The organism is Parabacteroides sp. AF48-14 (genome assembly GCF_003477465.1).
In the GTDB taxonomy this organism is placed as follows: Bacteria; Bacteroidota; Bacteroidia; order Bacteroidales; family Tannerellaceae; genus Parabacteroides; species Parabacteroides acidifaciens.
The window spans coordinates 106,838-126,534 of sequence record NZ_QUDI01000002.1; the positions used below are offsets into that span (position 1 = coordinate 106,838).

The 19,697-nt window shown below is 44.6% G+C and carries 13 protein-coding genes and 3 pseudogenes; 2 read left to right on the plus strand and 14 right to left on the minus strand.

From position 1 onward, the window contains the following. Position 1: 1 nt before the first annotated feature. The 12 genes and pseudogenes from DW083_RS01700 to nspC all read right to left on the minus strand — a co-directional run bounded on the left by DW083_RS01700 (position 2) and on the right by nspC (position 12,776). On the minus strand, positions 2-1,816 hold the full coding sequence (locus DW083_RS01700; protein WP_122331210.1) for a BatD family protein: 1,815 nt from the start codon (positions 1,814-1,816) through the stop codon (positions 2-4). Positions 1,817-1,860: 44 nt separating this feature from the next. Further along, complete coding sequence (locus DW083_RS22365; RefSeq protein WP_233547803.1) at positions 1,861-2,577, minus strand: tetratricopeptide repeat protein; 717 nt, start codon at positions 2,575-2,577, stop codon at positions 1,861-1,863. Next, a pseudogene (locus DW083_RS22370) lies at positions 2,578-3,594 on the minus strand (VWA domain-containing protein); the annotation flags it as partial. 13 nt (positions 3,595-3,607) lie between these two features. After that, positions 3,608-4,594: a VWA domain-containing protein gene (locus DW083_RS01710; protein WP_115500307.1), complete on the minus strand. Its 987-nt coding sequence runs from the start codon at positions 4,592-4,594 to the stop codon at positions 3,608-3,610. 1 nt (position 4,595) lies between these two features. After that, positions 4,596-5,609, minus strand: coding sequence for a hypothetical protein (locus DW083_RS01715; protein WP_115500308.1), 1,014 nt, complete (start codon positions 5,607-5,609; stop codon positions 4,596-4,598). A gap of 9 nt (positions 5,610-5,618) precedes the next feature. Beyond that, positions 5,619-6,488 (minus strand): DUF58 domain-containing protein, encoded by an 870-nt coding sequence (locus DW083_RS01720; RefSeq protein ID WP_115500342.1) that lies wholly within the window; start codon positions 6,486-6,488, stop codon positions 5,619-5,621. Between the two features lie 113 nt (positions 6,489-6,601). Beyond that, positions 6,602-7,597 (minus strand): MoxR family ATPase, encoded by a 996-nt coding sequence (locus tag DW083_RS01725; RefSeq protein WP_122331212.1) that lies wholly within the window; start codon positions 7,595-7,597, stop codon positions 6,602-6,604. A gap of 156 nt (positions 7,598-7,753) precedes the next feature. Next, positions 7,754-8,932, minus strand: coding sequence for an HU family DNA-binding protein (locus tag DW083_RS01730; protein ID WP_122331213.1), 1,179 nt, complete (start codon positions 8,930-8,932; stop codon positions 7,754-7,756). After that, positions 8,925-9,214: pseudogene (locus tag DW083_RS01735) on the minus strand (HU family DNA-binding protein). Before DW083_RS01735 ends, DW083_RS01730 begins: the two are co-directional and overlap by 8 nt. An 83-nt stretch (positions 9,215-9,297) precedes the next feature. After that, on the minus strand, positions 9,298-10,593 hold the full coding sequence (gene rimO / locus DW083_RS01740; RefSeq protein WP_122331214.1) for a 30S ribosomal protein S12 methylthiotransferase RimO: 1,296 nt from the start codon (positions 10,591-10,593) through the stop codon (positions 9,298-9,300). 2 nt (positions 10,594-10,595) lie between these two features. After that, the gene (ftsY, locus tag DW083_RS01745) at positions 10,596-11,549 is read right to left on the minus strand and encodes a signal recognition particle-docking protein FtsY (RefSeq protein ID WP_115500312.1); all 954 of its coding nucleotides are present in this window, start codon (positions 11,547-11,549) and stop codon (positions 10,596-10,598) included. An 87-nt stretch (positions 11,550-11,636) separates the two neighbouring features. After that, on the minus strand, positions 11,637-12,776 hold the full coding sequence (gene nspC, locus DW083_RS01750; RefSeq protein ID WP_122331215.1) for a carboxynorspermidine decarboxylase: 1,140 nt from the start codon (positions 12,774-12,776) through the stop codon (positions 11,637-11,639). Between the two features lie 345 nt (positions 12,777-13,121). Between nspC and DW083_RS01755 the strand changes: the two genes are divergently transcribed. Both DW083_RS01755 and DW083_RS01760 read left to right on the plus strand, forming a co-directional pair. Continuing rightward, on the plus strand, positions 13,122-13,481 hold the full coding sequence (locus DW083_RS01755; protein ID WP_115500314.1) for a BlaI/MecI/CopY family transcriptional regulator: 360 nt from the start codon (positions 13,122-13,124) through the stop codon (positions 13,479-13,481). A 20-nt stretch (positions 13,482-13,501) separates the two neighbouring features. Continuing rightward, the gene (locus tag DW083_RS01760; protein ID WP_122331216.1) at positions 13,502-14,824 is read left to right on the plus strand and encodes a TonB family protein; all 1,323 of its coding nucleotides are present in this window, start codon (positions 13,502-13,504) and stop codon (positions 14,822-14,824) included. Positions 14,825-14,987: 163 nt separating this feature from the next. Here DW083_RS01760 and DW083_RS01765 read toward each other — a convergent pair. Both DW083_RS01765 and DW083_RS01770 read right to left on the minus strand, forming a co-directional pair. Beyond that, positions 14,988-17,316, minus strand: a pseudogene (locus DW083_RS01765) (ATP-dependent helicase). 37 nt (positions 17,317-17,353) lie between these two features. Further along, positions 17,354-19,600, minus strand: coding sequence for an outer membrane beta-barrel family protein (locus DW083_RS01770; protein ID WP_122331217.1), 2,247 nt, complete (start codon positions 19,598-19,600; stop codon positions 17,354-17,356). Positions 19,601-19,697: the final 97 nt, after the last annotated feature.

Genomic DNA, 19,697 nt, shown 5'->3' on the forward strand with positions numbered 1-19,697 from the left:
ATTACTTTTTAATTGTATTTTCCATCTTACCAATGGCATCTACTGTCTGTTCATATAACTTATCCATAGCATCCGAAGCCTGTGCCGGTGCATAACGGGCAAATTCGCACGTATTCAGGATATCCATAAACTCATGGATCAGCGGCTCGTCAACACCATATTTAGTCAATTCAGCCTCTACATTATCCTTAGTCAGGCTTGCCTGCGGAATACTCAGTTTATCACTCAAATATCCCCACAATGCACGAAGCACTTCGTCGTAGAATTCTTCTTTCTTGTTTTCCTTAAGCAGTTTACCAGCATTTTTCAGACGTCTGGTTGCCATCTTGTTCGCTTTCTTCGTACGGACTAATGCTAAGTTCGAGTTTTCTTTCACCTGCTTGCGGTAGATAAAGAAGAAGACAATAAACAAGATTGCCGGGATCAGATAACACATGTAATACATGAATGAACCGAAGAACAATTCATTATTCGGAACGAAATGGATGTCATTCACCTTCAGGTAACGGATATCCTTACCCAGATACTTCACACTTTCCTTATTGCTGAAGTTGGAAATAACGGGAGACGTTCCTCCACCTGCACCCTGCTCTACATGCAGCTTATAGGGCTCGGAAGTTATAGTCTTATAAGAATTGGTCTTTGTATCAAAATAAGAGAATGCGATAGCCGGAATCTCGAAATCACCTGCATAACGCGGGATTGCCATATATTCGATAGTCTTCGTACCGGAAGAACCAGCTGCAGTTGTCTTAATATCCACATCTACTTTCGGATCATAAACTTCGAAGTCATTTGGGAAAACAACTTCCGGATTCTTTACCAGCTTAATGTTTCCATTACCGGAAATCTTCACTTTGACAGTAACAGCTTCATTTGTTTTTACATTATTGGAGTTAATGCTCGAAGTCATAGTAAAGTTGCCGACTGCACCGGAGAATGAAGCAGGTTTACCGGAAGGCAAGGGCTTCACATCGATTGTTACAGAAGGAGTAGTAAGCTCTTTCTTTACATCAATGTAAGAAGATGAACCGCCAAAGAAGTCATCAAAGACACTACTTCTCTGTCTGGGAGGACCCGGTACACGTAACACAAGGTCCAGCTTTCCGGAAGGTATCGTAATCTTTCCGGAACGTTGCGGGTATAATACGGTTTGTCTAATAACTACCGCATTATAATTCTTGCCTTTATAGTTTTCCATTACAGGCTGCTTATTATCCGGTAATTCGATTTCCTGAGCTAAAAAACCATCAAACTCCGGAAATTTAGGCTGATTAATAGATGCAATATCTTTTCTGAAATAAAGCTTGAATGTAACCAGAATACCTTCCTGTTCATAAACGTTTCTCTTAGAGACATCAATTGTCAAAAAGGCATCATCCTTACTGATACCTGTACCGGTTGAGCCTTCTTTTGCCGCTTCGTCCGCTTTATCAGGGGGAAGCACTTTTATAGCTAACGCATTGGACGTGTAGTTGGCGCCTTTTACCTTGATCGTAGCCGGTGCAATGTTGAAAGTACCTTCTTTCTTTGGCTGGAGAATATAAGTAAACGTCAAAGACGTCTCCGTAGTCATTTTTCCATTGACGATCTGGGTACTCATACTGGTCGAAGTAGACGGCCCTATCAACACATCGAAATCTGGTATCTCCGGCACACGCAAATCTTTACCCTCTGCATTTACCGTGTACGATAATCTGAAAGTCTCTCCCATAACGACAGCTTCCGGAGCAGAAGCCTTGAACGTCACATCAGCCGCTCTGACCACCACTCCGAAAGTTGCAAAGAGAACAAATAAGAAAACTAATTTCCTCATTCTTTAATTCTTATTTTTTTAATTCTTACTTCTTTATTTTCCGATTACCACTCTTTATCCGTCCGACGGCGTTGCTGTTGTTGAGCTTGCGCCTTCTTCACCTTTTCCTGAGTGTCTTTTTCATCCTGCAGGAAAGCATCCAACATCTGTTGAGCATTGTCTTTACTCATCTGCTCATTCTGCTGTTGCTGTTCTTGTGTCTTATCCTGCTTCTTATCATCTTGTTGTTGCTGCTGATCTTGATTCTGCTGCTGTTGATCTTGTTTATCCTGATCTTCCTTCTTGTCTTCGTTCTGATCCTGATTTTGATCTTCATTCTGCTGATTCTGCTGATCTTGCAACAATTTTTGTGCCAAAGCTAAATTATAACGTGTTTCGTCATCTTTCGGATTCAAACGCAGGGATTGTTTGTAAGCTTCTACACTTTTGGCATATTCTTTATTTTGCATGCCAATATTTCCGACATTATGAAAGATTTCCGCTAAACGGGCTTTTCCTTCCGGAGTCTCTACCATCTTCTCAGCCTGACCGGCTATCAATTGGTATTGTTCTGCCGCTTCCGGGAACTTTTTCTGTTTGTAAAGGGCATTTCCCAGGTTATATGTTCCTTCGGATGAGCGTGGGTTTACTTCCAGACTTTTCCGGTAAGCGATTTCCGCTTCGGTAAACTTTTCATTCTGGTAAAGGTTATTCCCTTCGCGGATGTTCTTACGTTCAGCCTTCTGGGCGAAAACAGAGCCTGAACAGAACAATAATATCAAAGAGAATAATTTTACTTTTCTGAATATACGGTTCTTCCGGTCTAATGTCATGAAATCTACCAAAAGCAGAATCAATGCAATCCAGGCAAATGTCTGGAAACGTTCATCATATTCCGAATAAACTTTACTGTCCAGTTCTGATTTATTCATCTTTTCAATCTCCTTTTGAAGCGCACGGAGCGCAGAATTAGTATTGTCGGCACGAACATACGTTCCATGACCTGCAGCTGCAATCTCCTGGCACATTTCTTCGTTCAGTTTTGTAATAACGACATTTCCTTCCTTATCTTTCATGTAATTATTACTTCCGCCTATAGGAATCGGAGTACCTTTCGGATCACCCATACCGACAATATTCACATGAATACCTTTATCTGCAGCAGCGGCAGCGGCTTTCACCGCATCGTCTTCATGGTTCTCACCATCCGTAATCAGGATAATGGCCTTATCCGACGTTTCGCTCGGTGTAAAAGAACGGACTGCCAAGTTGATAGCAGCACCGATAGCCGTACCTTGCGTTGAAACCATCGAAGGGTTGATAGACGAAAGGAACATCTTGGCCGAAACATAATCGGAAGTGATGGGAAGCTGCGTAAACGCATCCCCTGCAAAAACAATCAGTCCGACTTTATCATTCGAGAAACCGTCTGTCAACTTGGATAGCATCTGCTTGGCCTTATCCAAACGGTTAGGCGATACGTCTTCTGCCAACATCGAATTGGAGACGTCCAGACAAACCATAATCTCCACGCCCTGGCGTTTTACTGTTTCCAGTTTAGAACCGAACTGTGGCCCGGCAATGACAATGATAACCATCGCAATGGCTCCGAACAACAGCCAAAACTTCAGATGCTGACGCTTTGGAGAAACCTCCGGCATCAACTCTGCCAACAATTCGGGATTACCATATTTCTTGATTGCCTTTTTCTTCAGAATAATTGCATACACATAGAATGCAATCAGTACAGGAAGCAAAAAGAGCAAGTATAAAAAGTCCGGATGTGCAAAACGAAACATAAGCCTTTTTTATTTACGGTATATTTCTTAACAATGTATTTCTCAATAATATCTCAACCAGCAACAGTGAGAAAAGCAGGAGCGCCCAATTCTTGTACTCTTCCTGTTTTTTACTATATTCCTGCACGCTGATCTTTGTCTTCTCCATCTTATCGATTTCCGAATAGATCTCCTTCAGGCTGGCATTATCCGTCGCACGGAAATATTGTCCACCGGTTGTAGCGGCAATCTGCTTCAAAGTCGGTTCGTCTATCTCAACGTCGACATCCACATACTTAACACCGAATGCTGTCTGCCACGGATAAGGAGCTTTTCCTTGCGTACCGACACCGATTGTATAAACACGGACACCGAATGTCTTGGCTATTTCTGCTGCCGTTACCGGAGCGATCTCACCTTGATTATTCACACCGTCCGTCAACAGGATGATGACTTTTGATTTAGCCTGGCTGTCCTTAATACGGCTGACCGCATTTGCCAACCCTAAACCGATTGCGGTCCCATCTTGAATAATACCAGGCTGGACATCTTTAAACAGATTCAATAATACGGTATGGTCCGTCGTCAGCGGGCATTGCGTAAAACTTTCTGCTGCGAATACGACTAAACCGATATTATCGTTCGGGCGGCCATTGATAAAGGATGCGGCCACGTCTTTGGATGCTTCCAGACGGTCCGGCTTCAGGTCCTGTGCCCTCATACTGCCCGAAATATCCATTGCCAACATAATATCAATACCCTCTGTTGAAGAGTTCTGCCAGCTATTCGTAGACTGCGGACGTGCCAGTATCACAATCAGGACAGCTATTGCCGCCATCCGTAACACGAACGGGACATGCCGGAGCCAGACTTTCCAAGTGCTTGCTCCCGGCGCATCGAAGACTTCCGTAGACGACACCTGCAAACTTGCCTGGTTTTTGCTCAGTTTGTAGATATACCATCCGATCATCGGGATCAGCAATAATAACAAATACAGATATGTAGGATTTGCAAATACCATCTTATTCTTTACTTATATTTGAATCATTCTTTTCTACAGGCTTTCCTTCGCCTTCCGCGTTCTCTCCTTCACCGGGTGCGGGAATCTCCTCTATCTTCGTCTGATTAATGAACAGATAAGCATTCATCAAACTCAAATCGTTTTCATCCGGCAGCGGATTCATCTTTGCAAATTTCACAAAATCAGACAACTGCATAATCTGCTTCAAGCTTTCATATACAGAGTTAGCCTCATGCTGTTTACGGATGATATCGAGTATCTCGCCGGAAGTCATTTCCATTGCATTGATACCGAAACGATCCACGATATAACGACGCAACGTATCCGTAATCAATGTATAATACTCTTTGCTACGACCCTGCTGCCAAAGTTTCTGCTGCTTGATCTCATCAAGTTCCTTTATGGCCTGTTCATGAGGCGGAAGCTTCGGTTCCGGCTTCTTGAACGGAATAATCGGCTTCTTGTTACGAATACGCTGTATGATATAGCCGATCACGCAGATCAGGAACAATGTCAGCAATATGCCGAATATCCAGGGATAATAATCAGCCAGCACAAAAGGCGGTTTCCAGACCTCTTTGATATCGTAAAACTCTTCCGGCTTGTCGGTATTGACAGGAATAGTCGAAACCTTCAACGCAACTTGGTTGGAATAAACAGTATCGGCGCCATCGATCACCATAAACGGAGGCAACAGATAGAGGGAAGAATCAAAAGAGGTAACCAGCAAATCCTGCTCGATCAATAAACGATCGTTATCGATCAAGGTTGAATCCGCTTTTGAGACACCTAACACCTCTACCCCGGCCATCAATGTATCTTGCGGAATAACCAGCTGAACGGCCTTATCTTTGTCTGCTGTTACCGTTAGATGTAAAACAGTCTGTTCACCGATCAGTATGGCGGCAGAGTCGACTTTCACGTCTACCAGTGTCTGCTGTGCATACGCCTTCCCTCCGGACAAAAACGTACCGAATAGGGATAGTAACAGAATGCTTTTCTTTATTAATTTCATTTGCTTGCTTTAATTACGTTTATCAAAAAGAGCAATTAATGCTTTCACATAATCATCTTCGGTACGGATAGAGACTGAATCGACCCGGCACTTCTTGAACGAATCGCTCATCGCGGCCTGCCGGCGGTCCCACCATTCTTTGTAGGCCGTACGCACATGGGCGGAAGAGCTGTCTATCCAGCGCTCCCGTCCGGTTTCGGCATCCTTGATCTTCATCAGACCGACAGAAGGAAGTTCCGTCTCGCGGCGATCGTACACCTGAATGGCAACGACATCATGCTTACGGTTGGCGATCGTCAACGCATCCTTGAACCCGTCCTTATCGATAAAGTCGGAAATCAGGAAAGCCGTACATCGTTTCTTGATCGCGTTAGTCAGATATTTAAGTGCCTGTGCAATATTGGTCTGCTTCTCTTCCGGCTGGAAGTCAATCAGTTCGCGAATGATATACAAGATATGTTTCTTTCCCTTCTGGGGAGGAATAAACTTTTCTATCTTGTCGGAAAAGAACACCACGCCAATCTTATCGTTGTTCTGAATAGCCGAGAAGGCAAGCGTAGCGGCAATCTCCGTAATGATCTCTTTCTTCATTACATTCACGGAACCAAAATCCCTACTTCCCGATACGTCAATCAGCAACATCACCGTCAGTTCGCGCTCTTCTTCGAACACCTTCACGTATGGGCGAACATAACGTGCCGTCACGTTCCAGTCGATATCGCGGATATCGTCTCCGTATTGGTACTCGCGCACTTCACTGAACGCCATACCGCGTCCTTTGAACGCCGAATGGTATTGTCCGGCAAAAATATTGCGGGACAGGCCACGAGTCTTTATCTCAATCCGTCGAACTTTCTTTAATAGTTCACTTGTTTCCATCTTGATAATTGAAAATTGATAATTGAAAGTTGAAAATTTCAAATTAACGGAGAATGTAGTTTCAAAGAGTCAGTCCCTTTAATTTTCAATTCTCCATTTTCCATTTTCAATTATTAAGGTACTTCAACCTTGTTCAGAATTTCACTGATCACCTCTTCCGATGTCAGATTGTTTGCTTCTGCCTCGTAGCTCAGGCCGATACGGTGACGCATAACGTCGTGGCATACGGCACGAATATCTTCAGGAATCACGTAGCCTCTGCGTTTGATGAACGCGTATGCACGGGCTGCCAATGCCAAGTTGATAGAAGCACGTGGAGAAGCACCGAACGAGATCATATTAGCCAAGTTTGCCAGACCGTGTTCCTGCGGGAAACGGGTTGCAAAAACGATGTCGACGATATAACGCTCGATCTTCTCATCCAGATAAACTTCGCGGACAACCTTGCGGGCTTCCAGGATTTCCTCTTTGCTCAGGATCGGTTTGATGTCCGGTTTCACTCCTGAGATATTCTGACGGATAATCAGTTTTTCTTCTTCTTTTTTCGGATAGTTGATTATGACCTTCAGCATGAAACGGTCTACCTGTGCTTCTGGCAGCGGATAAGTACCTTCCTGCTCGATCGGGTTCTGTGTAGCCATTACCAGGAACGGTTCCGGCAGCTTGTAAGTATTTTCACTGATTGTTACCTGGCGTTCCTGCATCGCTTCCAAAAGTGCACTCTGGACCTTCGCCGGTGCACGGTTGATTTCATCCGCCAATACAAAATTAGCGAAGACAGGTCCTTGTTTAACCATAAATTCTTCGCTTTTCTGACTATAAATCATAGTACCGATAACGTCGGCCGGCAGCAAGTCCGGCGTGAACTGGATACGGCTGTATTTCGCATCGATCAATGACGCCAGTGTTTTAATGGCCAAAGTCTTTGCCAACCCAGGCACACCTTCCAGCAGGATATGACCATCTGAAAGCAGACCGATCAATAACGATTCCACCAAATGTTTCTGTCCAACAATTACCTGGTCCATACCCATCGTAATCATGTTCACAAACGAACTTTTACTTTCAATCCGCTCGTTCAACTCACGAATGTCTACTGTCTGACTCATAGATTTTCTTCAATTATATTGTTATTATTTTTACTTGCTTTTTTGAGATGCACAAAATTAGAAATGTTAAATTCGTATTCTACACTTTCGCAGTTAAATAATACTAACCTATATGGAAGTATTTTGTTTTATTTTACTTAAAAGGGAGCATTTTTATTACAGTTGGCCACTCAGAATCTCGGTCTGGCGGGCTGCAGCTTTCTCCACGGAAGCACGGTCACGGCGATTAATACCATACAGCTCAGGAGCAGGCACTTCGATAACAGTGCCGATAGGTATATTGTTCGGATCTTTTATAATAGCTTTATTGTGTTCATACAGATATACCCAGAAAATTTTGCTGCCGTAATAATCCAACGAAATAAGAGTCAGGCGGCTACCCGGTTCTATTTTGACACGGGCGATTACTTTTGGAGAAGTGGTTTCCGGCTTTGCTTCGGTCGTTTGAGTTGTGACCTGAGTCGTATCTTGTCGCACAGAATCCACTTGGGCAACCCCCATGCGCTTTTTAACCTCTTCCGGTTTGAGCATCCATGATTTGTCTTCTTTTGAAGAAACGGTATCTTTCTTTAAAACGGAAGTTTCTTTTTCTCCTTCGAAGAAATGGCTGCGGTTCAGATAAAGACACACATTAAAGGCAATCAAAAAGAACACGAATACGCAGATTGCCACATTCCGCTTTGTACGGGACTTACCCGTTCCCGCGCCTGACGCGGGATCGCAAAGTGGCTGGCTGTTATCCGCCTCAACAGGATCAGGAGCTACATTATTATCCGTATTATCAAGAACGATATCGTCTGTTTCCTCGCGATCCCGCATCGAGTGCGGGGATGGGACAGCTGGTTCATCAGGAGAGCTATCAGGCTGCTCGACAAGGGCAGAATCCTCCTGTGTGGCATCTTCTACCTGTGGCAAACGCTTTTCTTCCGGCATCACCTCTTCTACCGATTCGTCTTCCGTCTCCTTTTCTTCCGACTCGTCAGCACTCACGTCCATATCGGTAAAATCGACGTTCTCACCTAATTCGGTTGTCTCAAAAAAAGAAAAAGGCTTGTTGACAAGTTCCCGCAAATCTTTATCGGGGAGGAAGGAAAACTTATAATGTTCCGGAATTACGAAACGTTCACCCGTATTTACATGGATACTTTCACGCTTCTCCACAGGAATGATTTTGAATGTACCGAGCCCCTTCACCTTCACAAGCTTATCAGCATAGACACCATCCGAAACAACCGCTATAAATTCTCTCAGAAAACGTTCGGTGCTGTTCTTGTCTTTCCCTGTATATTCGGCTAACAAACCAGCCAAATCCTGTATGGTCAGCCGGTTATTCATGTTCGCTTAATTCTTTAAGTTTATTCTTCACGGTGGTTCCCGGCTTGAATACCGGAACGAGTTTTGGAGGCACCAGATAACGCTTTCCGTTCGAAGGATTGACAGAGATACGCTCCGCCTTCTTTTTCACTTCAAACTGACCGAACCCTTGCAGGTAAACGATGTCGTTATCTACTAAACGGGAACTGACCACAGAACTAAAACAGAAAGTGTATCGGTAACTTCCTGTGCAGTCCATCCCATACGAGAGGCAAGTTCGGTAATCAGTTCCTTATTCTTCATATCCGCATCCATTAATAGATTATGCAGCTATATTAGTTATTTTTTCGTAAACTGGCAAACTTCTTTGCAGTTTTTATATCATATTAAAGCACTTTTCCGTACAAATCAAAGGCTTGAGCGTCTTCTATTTGTACGTTATAGAACTGTCCGGGAGTCAGTACCTTTTCTTTGGTAATAAGAATCTCCGGATCGACTTCCGGCGAATCGAATTCCGTACGGCCTACATAAAAGTCATCCTCTTCACGGTCGATTATCACTTTAAACTCTTTTCCGATCTTGGATGCATTTATATCTGCCGAAATACCTTCCTGGATACGCATCAAATAATCCAGACGATCTTGCTTTACATCCGGATCGACGTCATCGGTATAATGTTTAAAGGAATAGGTTCCTTCTTCGTGGCTATAAGCAAAAGCTCCCATACGTTCGAAGCGGACATCCTTCACAAAGGCTACCAACTCTTCAAAATCCTGTTCCGTTTCACCCGGATGGCCAACCATCAAGGTTGTCCGTAAATGGATGCCGGGAACTTCCTCGCGCATCCGCCGTATCAACGCATAGGTTTCTTCTTTCGTGATGTTCCGGCGCATTTTTGCAAGCATCGGATCGCTGATATGTTGCAACGCGATATCCATATATTTACAGACATTATCGCGTTCACGCATAACCCGCAGCAAATCATAAGGGAAATGGGAAGGATATCCATAATGGAGGCGAATCCATTCCACGCCTGGAATATCGGAGATACGTTCTATCAATTCGGGCAGCGCATAACGTTTATACAGGTCAAGACCGTAGTAAGTCAGATCCTGCGCAATCACCTGGAACTCTTTCACCCCCTGCTCCACCAACAAGCGGACTTCCCGCTCGATATCTTCCATCGGAACGGACTGATAATGCCCCGTACTGATCGGAATGGCACAATAGGAACAAGTACGGTTACACCCTTCCGCAATCTTCAGATAGGCATAATGCCGGGGAGTTGTCAGCACACGGTCGGAAGCCAGTTCACGGTGATAGGATTTACCCAAATCGTTCAACAGTTCCTTCCAGTTAAACTTCCCATAAAAATGATCAACCTCCGGCAATTCGTTTTCCAGATCTTTCAGGAAGCGTTCGGACAGGCACCCCATTACGAACAGTTTACCGATCTTTCCTTTCTTCTTCGCTTCACCCAAGTCAAGGATCATATTGATCGACTCTTCTTGTGCATCACCGATAAAACCGCAAGTGTTTACGACTACGATTTCACCGTTAATTTTATGTGGATCGTGTTCGACGGCATAACCGTTTGCCACGAATTGGCGCATAAGTTGTTCTGAATCCACCAGGTTTTTCGAACAACCTAATGTTATAATATCGACTTTATTTTTCCGCATATTTATTCTCCGAAGAGGGAGTTCACAAATTCTTTTCTGTTGAATACCTGCAAGTCTTCCATGCCTTCACCCAAACCGATGTATTTAACCGGAATACGGAAATGGTCTGAAATACCGATCACGACACCGCCTTTGGCAGTCCCGTCCAGCTTGGTAACAGCTAAAGCATTCACTTCAGTTGCTGCTGTAAACTGCTTGGCCTGCTCAAACGCATTCTGTCCGGTAGAACCGTCCAACACCAACAATACTTCATGGGGAGCATCCGGAATCACTTTCTTCATCACGTTTTTGATCTTGGTCAGCTCGTTCATCAGGTTGATCTTGTTATGCAAACGGCCAGCCGTGTCGATAATAACAACATCGGCACCATTCGCCTTCGCAGAACTCAATGTGTCGAAAGCCACAGAAGCCGGGTCCGATCCCATTTTCTGTTTCACGATAGGCACTCCTACCCGTTCGCTCCAAATCACCAATTGCTCGACGGCTGCCGCACGGAATGTATCGGCCGCTCCGAGGTAAACATTCTTTCCGGCTTTCTTGAACTGATAAGCTAACTTGCCGATCGTAGTGGTCTTGCCCACGCCATTTACACCAACAACCATGATAACATACGGCTTTTTATCTTCCGGAACCGTAAACGACTCCAAGTCTTCCGTATGGTTTTCAGTCAGCAGGGCGGCAATTTCTTCACGCAGGATAGCAGTCAACTCGGCAGTTGTCACATACTTATCTCTCGACACACGGTCTTCGATACGGGAAATGATTTTCAGTGTAGTATCTACGCCGACATCGGACGTGATCAAAACCTCTTCCAGATTGTCCAGCACTTCGTCATCCACCTTGCTCTTACCGGCGATGGCTCTGGTAATCTTGGAAAATACATTTTCTTTTGTCTTTGATAACCCTTTATCCAGAGTCTCTTTTTTTTCCTTACTGAAAAAGTTAAAAATGCCCATATCTTACTGCTTAATTTATTCCTATTAGAAACGAGTGCGCTAAATTACTAAATAATTGATAATTGACAATAGACAATCGACAAATCCTTAGCTCATCCGGTTTTTGTAATCTTCGTAACCGAACCGGCGATACATCACAAGCGCATCATCCTTGCTCCACAAAGCTAAGGACGGATGCGGGATTCCATTGAACATCGACGTTTTGACAACCGTATAGTGAATCATGTCCTCAAATATCAAACGGTCGCCCACTTTCAACGGCTGGTCAAACGACCAGTCTCCCATATAATCACCACTCAGACAACTGTTTCCTCCGATACGATAGGTCGGTTTCCCTTCTACCGGCTCACTGGCTCCGCGAATGGCAGGCTTATAAGGCATTTCCAGGCAATCCGGCATATGACAGGTGAACGAGGCATCAATAATAGCCGTTTTAATGCCGTGATTCTCAACAATATCCACAACAGTCGTCAACAGAAAACCAGTCTGCCAGGCAAATGCGCTTCCCGGCTCCATAATAATCTCAAGGTTCGGATACCGGGCTTTAAACGACTGTAAAAGAGCGATCAGATGCTCCGTATCATAATCTTTCCGCGTCATCAAGTGCCCGCCGCCCATATTCAACCATTTTATATGTGGCAGGAAACGACCGAAACGCTTTTCCACCTCCCCTAATGTTTTTTCCAAATCATAAGAGGACGATTCGCACAAGGTATGAAAATGCAATCCTTCGATTCCTTCCGGCAACTTGTCGCCCAGCAGATCACTGATTACACCCATCCGCGAACCCGGTGCACAAGGATTATACAAATCCGTTTCCACTTTCGAATACTCGGGATTAATCCGCAAACCGCACGACACCCGGTTTCCGTCAGCCTGCACCATCGGATAAAACCGCTGGAACTGCGAAAGCGAATTAAATGTCACATGGCTACTGTATTTCAGGATTGTAGGGAAATCCGCTTCCGTATAAGCCGGCGAATAGGTATGCGCCCGACTGCCCATTTCTTCAAATGCCAATTGAGCCTCATAGATTGAACTGGCCGTTGAATATGGAATATATTCACGCACAATCGGGAATGCCTTCCACATTGCAAATGCCTTAAAAGCTAAAATTATATTTACACCAGCCCGCTCCTTCACGCCTTTTATAAGCGATAAATTACGGCGAAGCAATTCTTCTTCCATCACATAACATGGGGATGGTATCACATTGAAATCTATCATCCGATACGTTTTTTGTCCGAAGTGCAAAGATACGTAAAAGCAGAGATTATACCAATACTTTGATCTGCAGAAAATCTATTAATGACGCCCTCATAAATGTTTTCGAGGATGTCATTAATATTTTCGACGTTCTCATTAATATTTCCGACACCCTCAAAAACAACCTTCCCACAGATCGAATATAAAAATATAGAGACAAAAGTCCAGAAAGTCCTATATAGAAAATGAACAAACGGAAGGATAATTCGATCTGTTAACAATAATTACGACTCAAAGCAGCGCTCATCTACTTAGATTTAGTAGATTTGCGAAAACATAGTAGTTTGTTATTTAAATAATAAAATAATGGAAAGACTGACATCACAAGAAGAAGACATTATGTTGTATATATGGAAACTGGGCCCCTGTTTCATCCGTGACATACTGAATGAAATGCCTGAACCACGCCCTCCATATACCAGTGTAGCATCGGTTGTACGCAATCTGGAAAAGAAAAAATATGTCACTCCGAAGAAGTTCGGAACGATCACCCAATTTTTTCCCCGGGTGAAAGAGACTGACTACAAGCGAACTTTCATGTCTAATGTTGTCCGCAACTATTTTACAGGTTCTTACAAAGAAATGGTTTCTTTCTTTGTCCGCGACCGCAAACTGTCTAAAAGCGACTTGCAGGAGCTAATGGATCAGATTGAGAAAGAAGAATAATCAACACAAAAGAAATCAGTATGATAACTCCGGTACTCATTTATTTTCTGAAAGTAAACCTGGCATTGGCACTCTTATATGTCTGCTATCGCCTCCTGTTCCGTGAAGACACGTTCTTCAGGTTGCGCAGAGGTGTTTTATTGTCGATTTACTTGGTTGCATTCCTGTATCCTCTACCGGATTTAAGCGGCTGGTTGGCTGGTCAGACAAGTGTGGCGGATATAGTCAGTTACTATTCTGTTTTGCTGCCAAAAGAGACCGTTACAATGCCTAATCACGAAATCACCTCTACCACAGGTTGGAAAGAGACTGGGCTTACAGTTATGCAATTAATCTGGCTGGCGGGAACAAGTATCTTACTATTCAGATGTTTGGCAGAGCTATTCACGGTTTGCCAGCTATACAAGAAATGCCGGAAAATCACATTAAACGGCATCCGGATTTGCCTCCTTCCAAAAGATGAAAGTTCTTACTCTTTCTTCAAATGGATTTTTATTTCTCCTTCCCAGGATTACGGGGAAAAGCTTGATGACATTCTGGTACACGAACGCACACACGTCTGTCAATGGCATTCAGCCGACATACTTCTGAGTGAAATCGTCTGCATTATTTGCTGGATCAATCCGTTTGCCTGGTGGTTAAAGAAAGAGATCAGCATAAATCATGAATTTATTGCAGATGAACAGGTTATGCTTTCCGGTTTTAACAAGAAAGAATACCAATACCACCTGATCGGAATGGAACAACCCAATATGGCAATAGCGAATTTATATAATAATTTCAGTGTCTTACCACTAAAAAAGAGAATTACGATGTTAAACAAAAAAAGAACAAACAGTGTCAGAAAAGTAAAGTATCTGGCACTGATCCCGATGGCCGCAGGCTTGTTGTTGCTCAATAATATTGATGCAATGGCGCGAGTATTAAATGAAAAGGTAACAGATGTTATCCAGTTGCCGGCTCTTGAAACAGTTGTTTCCGAAACGGAAATTGCCGATCCGCTTCCTCCCGGCAAGGATAAGATTTACGATTTGGATAAATGTGATATTAAACCGGAATTCCCAGGCGGAGAAGGAGCTTTATTGCAATTTCTTGCTAAAAGTATAAAATATCCGGTAGAAGCTCAAAGATTAGGAAAGCAAGGCACAGTCAATATCTCATTTGTTATTGAAAAAGACGGAATGATTACAAATGCTAAAATAGTACAACCTTTATATCCTTCATTGGATAAGGAAGCCTTACGAGTAATAAATTCCATGCCGAAATGGACTCCGGGAAAGCTGAAAGACGGAACGGTTGTCCGCGTACAATATACTGTCCCATTAACCTATAGATTACAATAATTTAAAGTATTTCCCTTTTTGAGTCGGACACAAAAAAGGCACGCAATCTTCAAAATGCTGCCAGGCGAAACGAAGATTACATGCCCCACACTCCTCTCAAAAAGGGAGATAATGCCTCAAAGATAGGAGATTCATTCCAGAATATCAATCGATTTACCTGAATTTATTCGACTATAGCCAAGCGGGCAAACTTCAAAAGCAGCTGCTTTTGCCCGAAATGGGTAAATGCAACAGTAGCTTTAGCATTGCCTCCATCCCCTTCTATTGCAGTGACTTCGCCTTCACCGAAGCGATCATGCCGGACTTTGGCTCCCACATACAAGCCCGAAAGATCGGAAGCCGGAGCCGAGGAAGGAGAAGCTGCCGCTGTTTGCACCTTTGTCAGACGCGATTGCCGTTGTACGGCTTGGGCAACCGGAGAAACATACGTTTCCCTTTCCACAGCCTCGGTTGCTGGAAAGGAGAAGTAAAAGCAGACGGACGCTCAAAACGTTCACGTGAAGCGGCCGACGCATCTGTCGCAGCGGTATTTTCCGGCATATGCAGATATTTAGTATCGATATCCCGCAAAAAACGGCTGGGCGAACACATCGCACTTTGTCCGTTCCGGTAACGGCTCTTGGCATAGGTCAACATGCAGTTTTCTTCCGCACGGGTGATAGCGACATAAAAGAGACGGCGTTCTTCTTCAACCGCCCTCGGATTATCCTTCGACATTGACGACGGGAACAAGTCTTCTTCCAAGCCGACAACAAAAACATTCTTGAACTCCAACCCTTTAGCGGCATGAACCGTCATCATCGTCACTTTGTTAGCCTGCTCGTCCTTATCGTTATCCTGATCCGTCAACAAAGATACTTCAGACAAAAAATCGGCCAGCGAAACATGTTCCGCCCCTTCTTCACGCCTTATCTCGCAGAACTCGGCAATACCTTTCAACAACTCCTGCAAGTTTTCCTGCTTACTGATCCCCTCTACCGACCGGTCTTGAAACAAGATACTCACAATACCACTTTCTTTGACCACCGCAGAGGCTATTTCTTCTGCAGACAATTTATCGTTTCTTTCGATAAAACCAGCAATCATTTCCCGGAAATTCCCCAGTTTCTTTGCTGTTCCGTTATTGATCTGCAAGGCATATCCGATCGGATCATTCAATACGGTCCACAGACTGACATTATGCTCCGTTGCAGCCGCAGTCAACTTACCTAAAGTCGTCTCTCCTATCCCGCGTGCCGGATAGTTTATGATCCGTTTGAACGCCTCCTCGTCGTGCGGGTTAATGATCAGACGCAGGTAAGAAATGACGTCCTTCACCTCCTTACGCTGATAAAAAGACAGGCCACCGTATATCTTATAAGGGATTCCCCGTTTACGCAGCGCCTCTTCGAGAATACGCGACTGGGCGTTGGTACGATACAGAATGGCAAAATCAGCATAATCATAGTTCCGCATACGCATATCGTTGATTTTGCCGGCAACCGCATATCCTTCCTCATAATCGGAATAAGAGGCCAATACAGAGACTTTGTTACCTTCCTCCTTTTCCGAATAAACCGTTTTCTGAATCTGTTTCGTGTTCTTATGGATCAGGCTGTTTGCTGCGTTTACAATATTCTGCGTAGAACGGTAATTCCGTTCCAGCTTGAAGATGCGGCATCCCGGATACTGATTCTTAAACTGCAGGATGTTATCGATATTCGCCCCGCGGAACGAATAGATACTCTGCGCATCATCCCCGACAACACAGATGCGGCGATGCGTCTCGCACAAACGCTGTACGATCAGATGCTGGGCAAAGTTCGTATCCTGATACTCGTCGACCAGTACGAAACGGAAAAAGCTCCGGTACTTCTCCAACACATCCGGATGGTCGCGAAACAGGATATTCGTCTGCAACAGCAAATCGTCGAAATCCATCGCCCCGGCTTGCAGGCAGCGGTTCTGATACCGTTTGTATATCTCGCGCACCAGAGGGACTTTTGAATCCATGTCATGTTGCACCAATTCCTTATTCTGTTCATAAGCTTTCCAGGTGACAAGTGCATTTTTTGCATTCGAGATACGGCTTTGTATCATCCCCGGCCGATAGACCTTATCATCAAGCTGCATTTCCTTCATGATAGAACGAAGCAGGCTTTTGGAATCGGTTGCATCGTAAATGGTAAAGTTGGACGGATAACCGATATGCTCCGCTTCATTCCTCAGAATACGGGAAAAAAGGGAATGGAACGTCCCCATCCACAACCGGCGCGCGTCTGTTCGTCCGTGAGAGTGGCGATACGCTCTTTCATCTCGCGAGCCGCCTTATTGGTGAATGTAAGTGCCAGAATGCTCCAGGGCGGCAATCCCTGTTGCAGTAAATAAGCTATTTTATAAGTCAGCACGCGCGTTTTTCCCGACCCGGCTCCCGCGATCACAAGTGAAGGGCCTTCCGTATAGACAACCGCTTCGCGCTGACTTTCATTTAGTTGTTTCAGATATTCTTCCACGTGTCTTGCGTATTTAAAGACACAAAGGTACGATTTTTTATTTATCCTTTCCTGTCAGGTCATCATTCTCGATACTGCGTGCCGCCTTCCTGACTTTTTCTTTCAGATTGCCAAAACTATAGCTAAACGTGATACCGAATGTCCGGCCGAACTTCTTTGTCTTTTGGCGGGATTCAAAATCTGCAAAAGACTCTTTGCTTCTCGACACATGGTAAGATTCTGCAAAATCCTGTCCGCGCAAGGCAATCGTTAGTTTGTCATTCAAAAACGTTTTCCCCAGATAACAGCTATAGAAATAATAGGTTTCCGGCACCCGCCCGATGCTGATTTCCGGACGCATAACACCGGACGAAAGGACAAACCGCCAGCCAGTCCCTATCTTCTGGCTGAAATTAGCAAAGACAGATCCGCTGAAACCGGAGTTGCCGCCTTCCGGGAAATACGCCTCATACTTCTTTACCGGGTGATAATCGAGATATTGAAAGATTGCATTCAAAGAAACGGATGTTTTGGGAGTCGGGTTATATCCCATATATAGCGTAAGGGCGCCCGCATTGAATTTCGAAAGATTTGCATACGTCCTGTTCAGCACGCCTTCCTCGTCGAGAAACTGATACGCGCTGATCGTACCGTTTCCCCGGGAATAGAGTACTGTTGCCTGCACATTCAGCTTCGACCCGAAATAGCTGTACGACAAGTTGACACGGTGGTTCTTTTCGGCAACCAGCTCCGGATTTCCATACCTGATACTGGTCCCGGATATCAGCACATAAGGATTCAGGTAACCGATTCCCGGACGCCGCAAACGGATATTATAGGCAAGGCGCAACTGTTGCCGGTCACTCAGTTTATACAAAACAGACAGTGACGGAACCCAATGTGTCGCCCGGTAATCGAAGTCCGTGCCGTTTCCCTGTTTATAATTTACATCCTGCCAGGAATGTTCCATTCTCAACCCGCTATTCATACTCCAATTACCGAAAGAAAACGTATAACCGGCATAAGCAGCCATAATATTCTGTATGTGCTCATATTCTATCTCCGGTTGAAAATCGGCAGGCTGCCAGCTATCCGATTCCAGATTTCTCTTTTCAGACAACGCCTCACTCCGGTTGTTGCGGCGGATGTATTTCAGGCCGCCTTCCAGACGGTGCTTTTCACGGAAAGGATTTACATAATCCAGTTGCAGCGTATATTCCCGTCCATTAGCCTGGTTGACCTGCCGGTTGAAGGCGTTCAGGTATTGGAGAGAGGGAGAATCCCCTTTCTTATCCGTAATATCCAGATACTGTGTGACGTCATCCGGCATATAATCATATTGCCAGGAAGCAGTCAACATCTCCTCCTTATTCCGTTTGAAAAGATGCTGAAAGTCGACTTTAACCGAACTGCTTCCCCATTTCTCCCGTTCGTCCGAAGTCTGATTGTAAGCATAGACAGGATGGTTTCCGGAACCCTGCATATCATAGCCGCTATGGGAAATTTCCTCATTACGTGCAATATTCAAAGAAGCCGAAACTGCTATCAGATTCAGCGTGTCTATCTCATAACTGGCTTCCAGTCCGCCGAAGTGCCCCGGAGTCTTATCTTTGGTTGACGATAAGACCTGCAGATAGGATTCTTCCGGCGTGTTGAGCTGGTGCCGTCTATAATCCGTCTCCATTTTCATCCGGTAGTCACTGAAAGAATAGTTGGCGGAAAGCGATAATTTCCCGTATTTCATCGTACCATAGCCGCCAAACATCCGGACTTGGTTCATGACCAAAGCCTGCACACTGGCATTATAGCCCTCGAAATCCGAATTCTTTGTCACGATATTCAAAATGCCGCTTACCCCTTCGGCATCATACTTAGCGCCGGGATCGGTTATCACCTCAATCTTTTTTACCGTGCCGGCGGGAATACTGCGCAAGACTTCTTTCGGGTTGTTGGACAGGATATTCGAGGGCTTCCCATTCATATATATACGGAAACTGCCACTCCCGTTGACCTTCACATTGTCATCTCCGTCTACCGTCACCATCGGAACCTTCCGAAGCATCTCGAGAAGCGTATTCGTTTTGGAATCCGGGTCGTCGGCCACATTGTAGGAAGTCTTATCCACCTCCGCCTTTACCAGCGGTTTGGAAGCAACAATGCTGATCTCTGGAAGAGAATCGAGCAGCGACGGCTGGACACCCAACGAATCGGCAGCAAACTCCTTCAACTCATATTTCTTTTTCTCCTGTCCTGCCGTCCCTGCAACGAAAAGGCATGCAATAAATAAATACAATAATTTTTTCATCTGATCTTTTCACCTTTAAATAACAGAGGCAAAAGTAGACCTTCCGCCAAGCGACATCATAAATAAAAGCCGTACAACTGCCTGACATTTATCTGAC

What these genes read in the sequence shown, in the direction of transcription:
- DW083_RS01700 (WP_122331210.1), bottom strand. Translation starts at nt 1,816, where the DNA reads ATGAGGAAATTAGTTTTCTTATTTGTTCTCTTTGCAACTTTCGGAGTG.
- DW083_RS01710 (WP_115500307.1), bottom strand. Translation starts at nt 4,594, where the DNA reads ATGGTATTTGCAAATCCTACATATCTGTATTTGTTATTATTGCTGATC.
- DW083_RS01715 (WP_115500308.1), bottom strand. Translation starts at nt 5,609, where the DNA reads ATGAAATTAATAAAGAAAAGCATTCTGTTACTATCCCTATTCGGTACG.
- DW083_RS01720 (WP_115500342.1), bottom strand. Translation starts at nt 6,488, where the DNA reads ATGGAAACAAGTGAACTATTAAAGAAAGTTCGACGGATTGAGATAAAG.
- DW083_RS01725 (WP_122331212.1), bottom strand. Translation starts at nt 7,597, where the DNA reads ATGAGTCAGACAGTAGACATTCGTGAGTTGAACGAGCGGATTGAAAGT.
- DW083_RS01730 (WP_122331213.1), bottom strand. Translation starts at nt 8,932, where the DNA reads ATGAATAACCGGCTGACCATACAGGATTTGGCTGGTTTGTTAGCCGAA.
- rimO (WP_122331214.1), bottom strand. Translation starts at nt 10,593, where the DNA reads ATGCGGAAAAATAAAGTCGATATTATAACATTAGGTTGTTCGAAAAAC.
- ftsY (WP_115500312.1), bottom strand. Translation starts at nt 11,549, where the DNA reads ATGGGCATTTTTAACTTTTTCAGTAAGGAAAAAAAAGAGACTCTGGAT.
- nspC (WP_122331215.1), bottom strand. Translation starts at nt 12,776, where the DNA reads ATGATAGATTTCAATGTGATACCATCCCCATGTTATGTGATGGAAGAA.
- DW083_RS01755 (WP_115500314.1), top strand. Translation starts at nt 13,122, where the DNA reads ATGGAAAGACTGACATCACAAGAAGAAGACATTATGTTGTATATATGG.
- DW083_RS01760 (WP_122331216.1), top strand. Translation starts at nt 13,502, where the DNA reads ATGATAACTCCGGTACTCATTTATTTTCTGAAAGTAAACCTGGCATTG.
- DW083_RS01770 (WP_122331217.1), bottom strand. Translation starts at nt 19,600, where the DNA reads ATGAAAAAATTATTGTATTTATTTATTGCATGCCTTTTCGTTGCAGGG.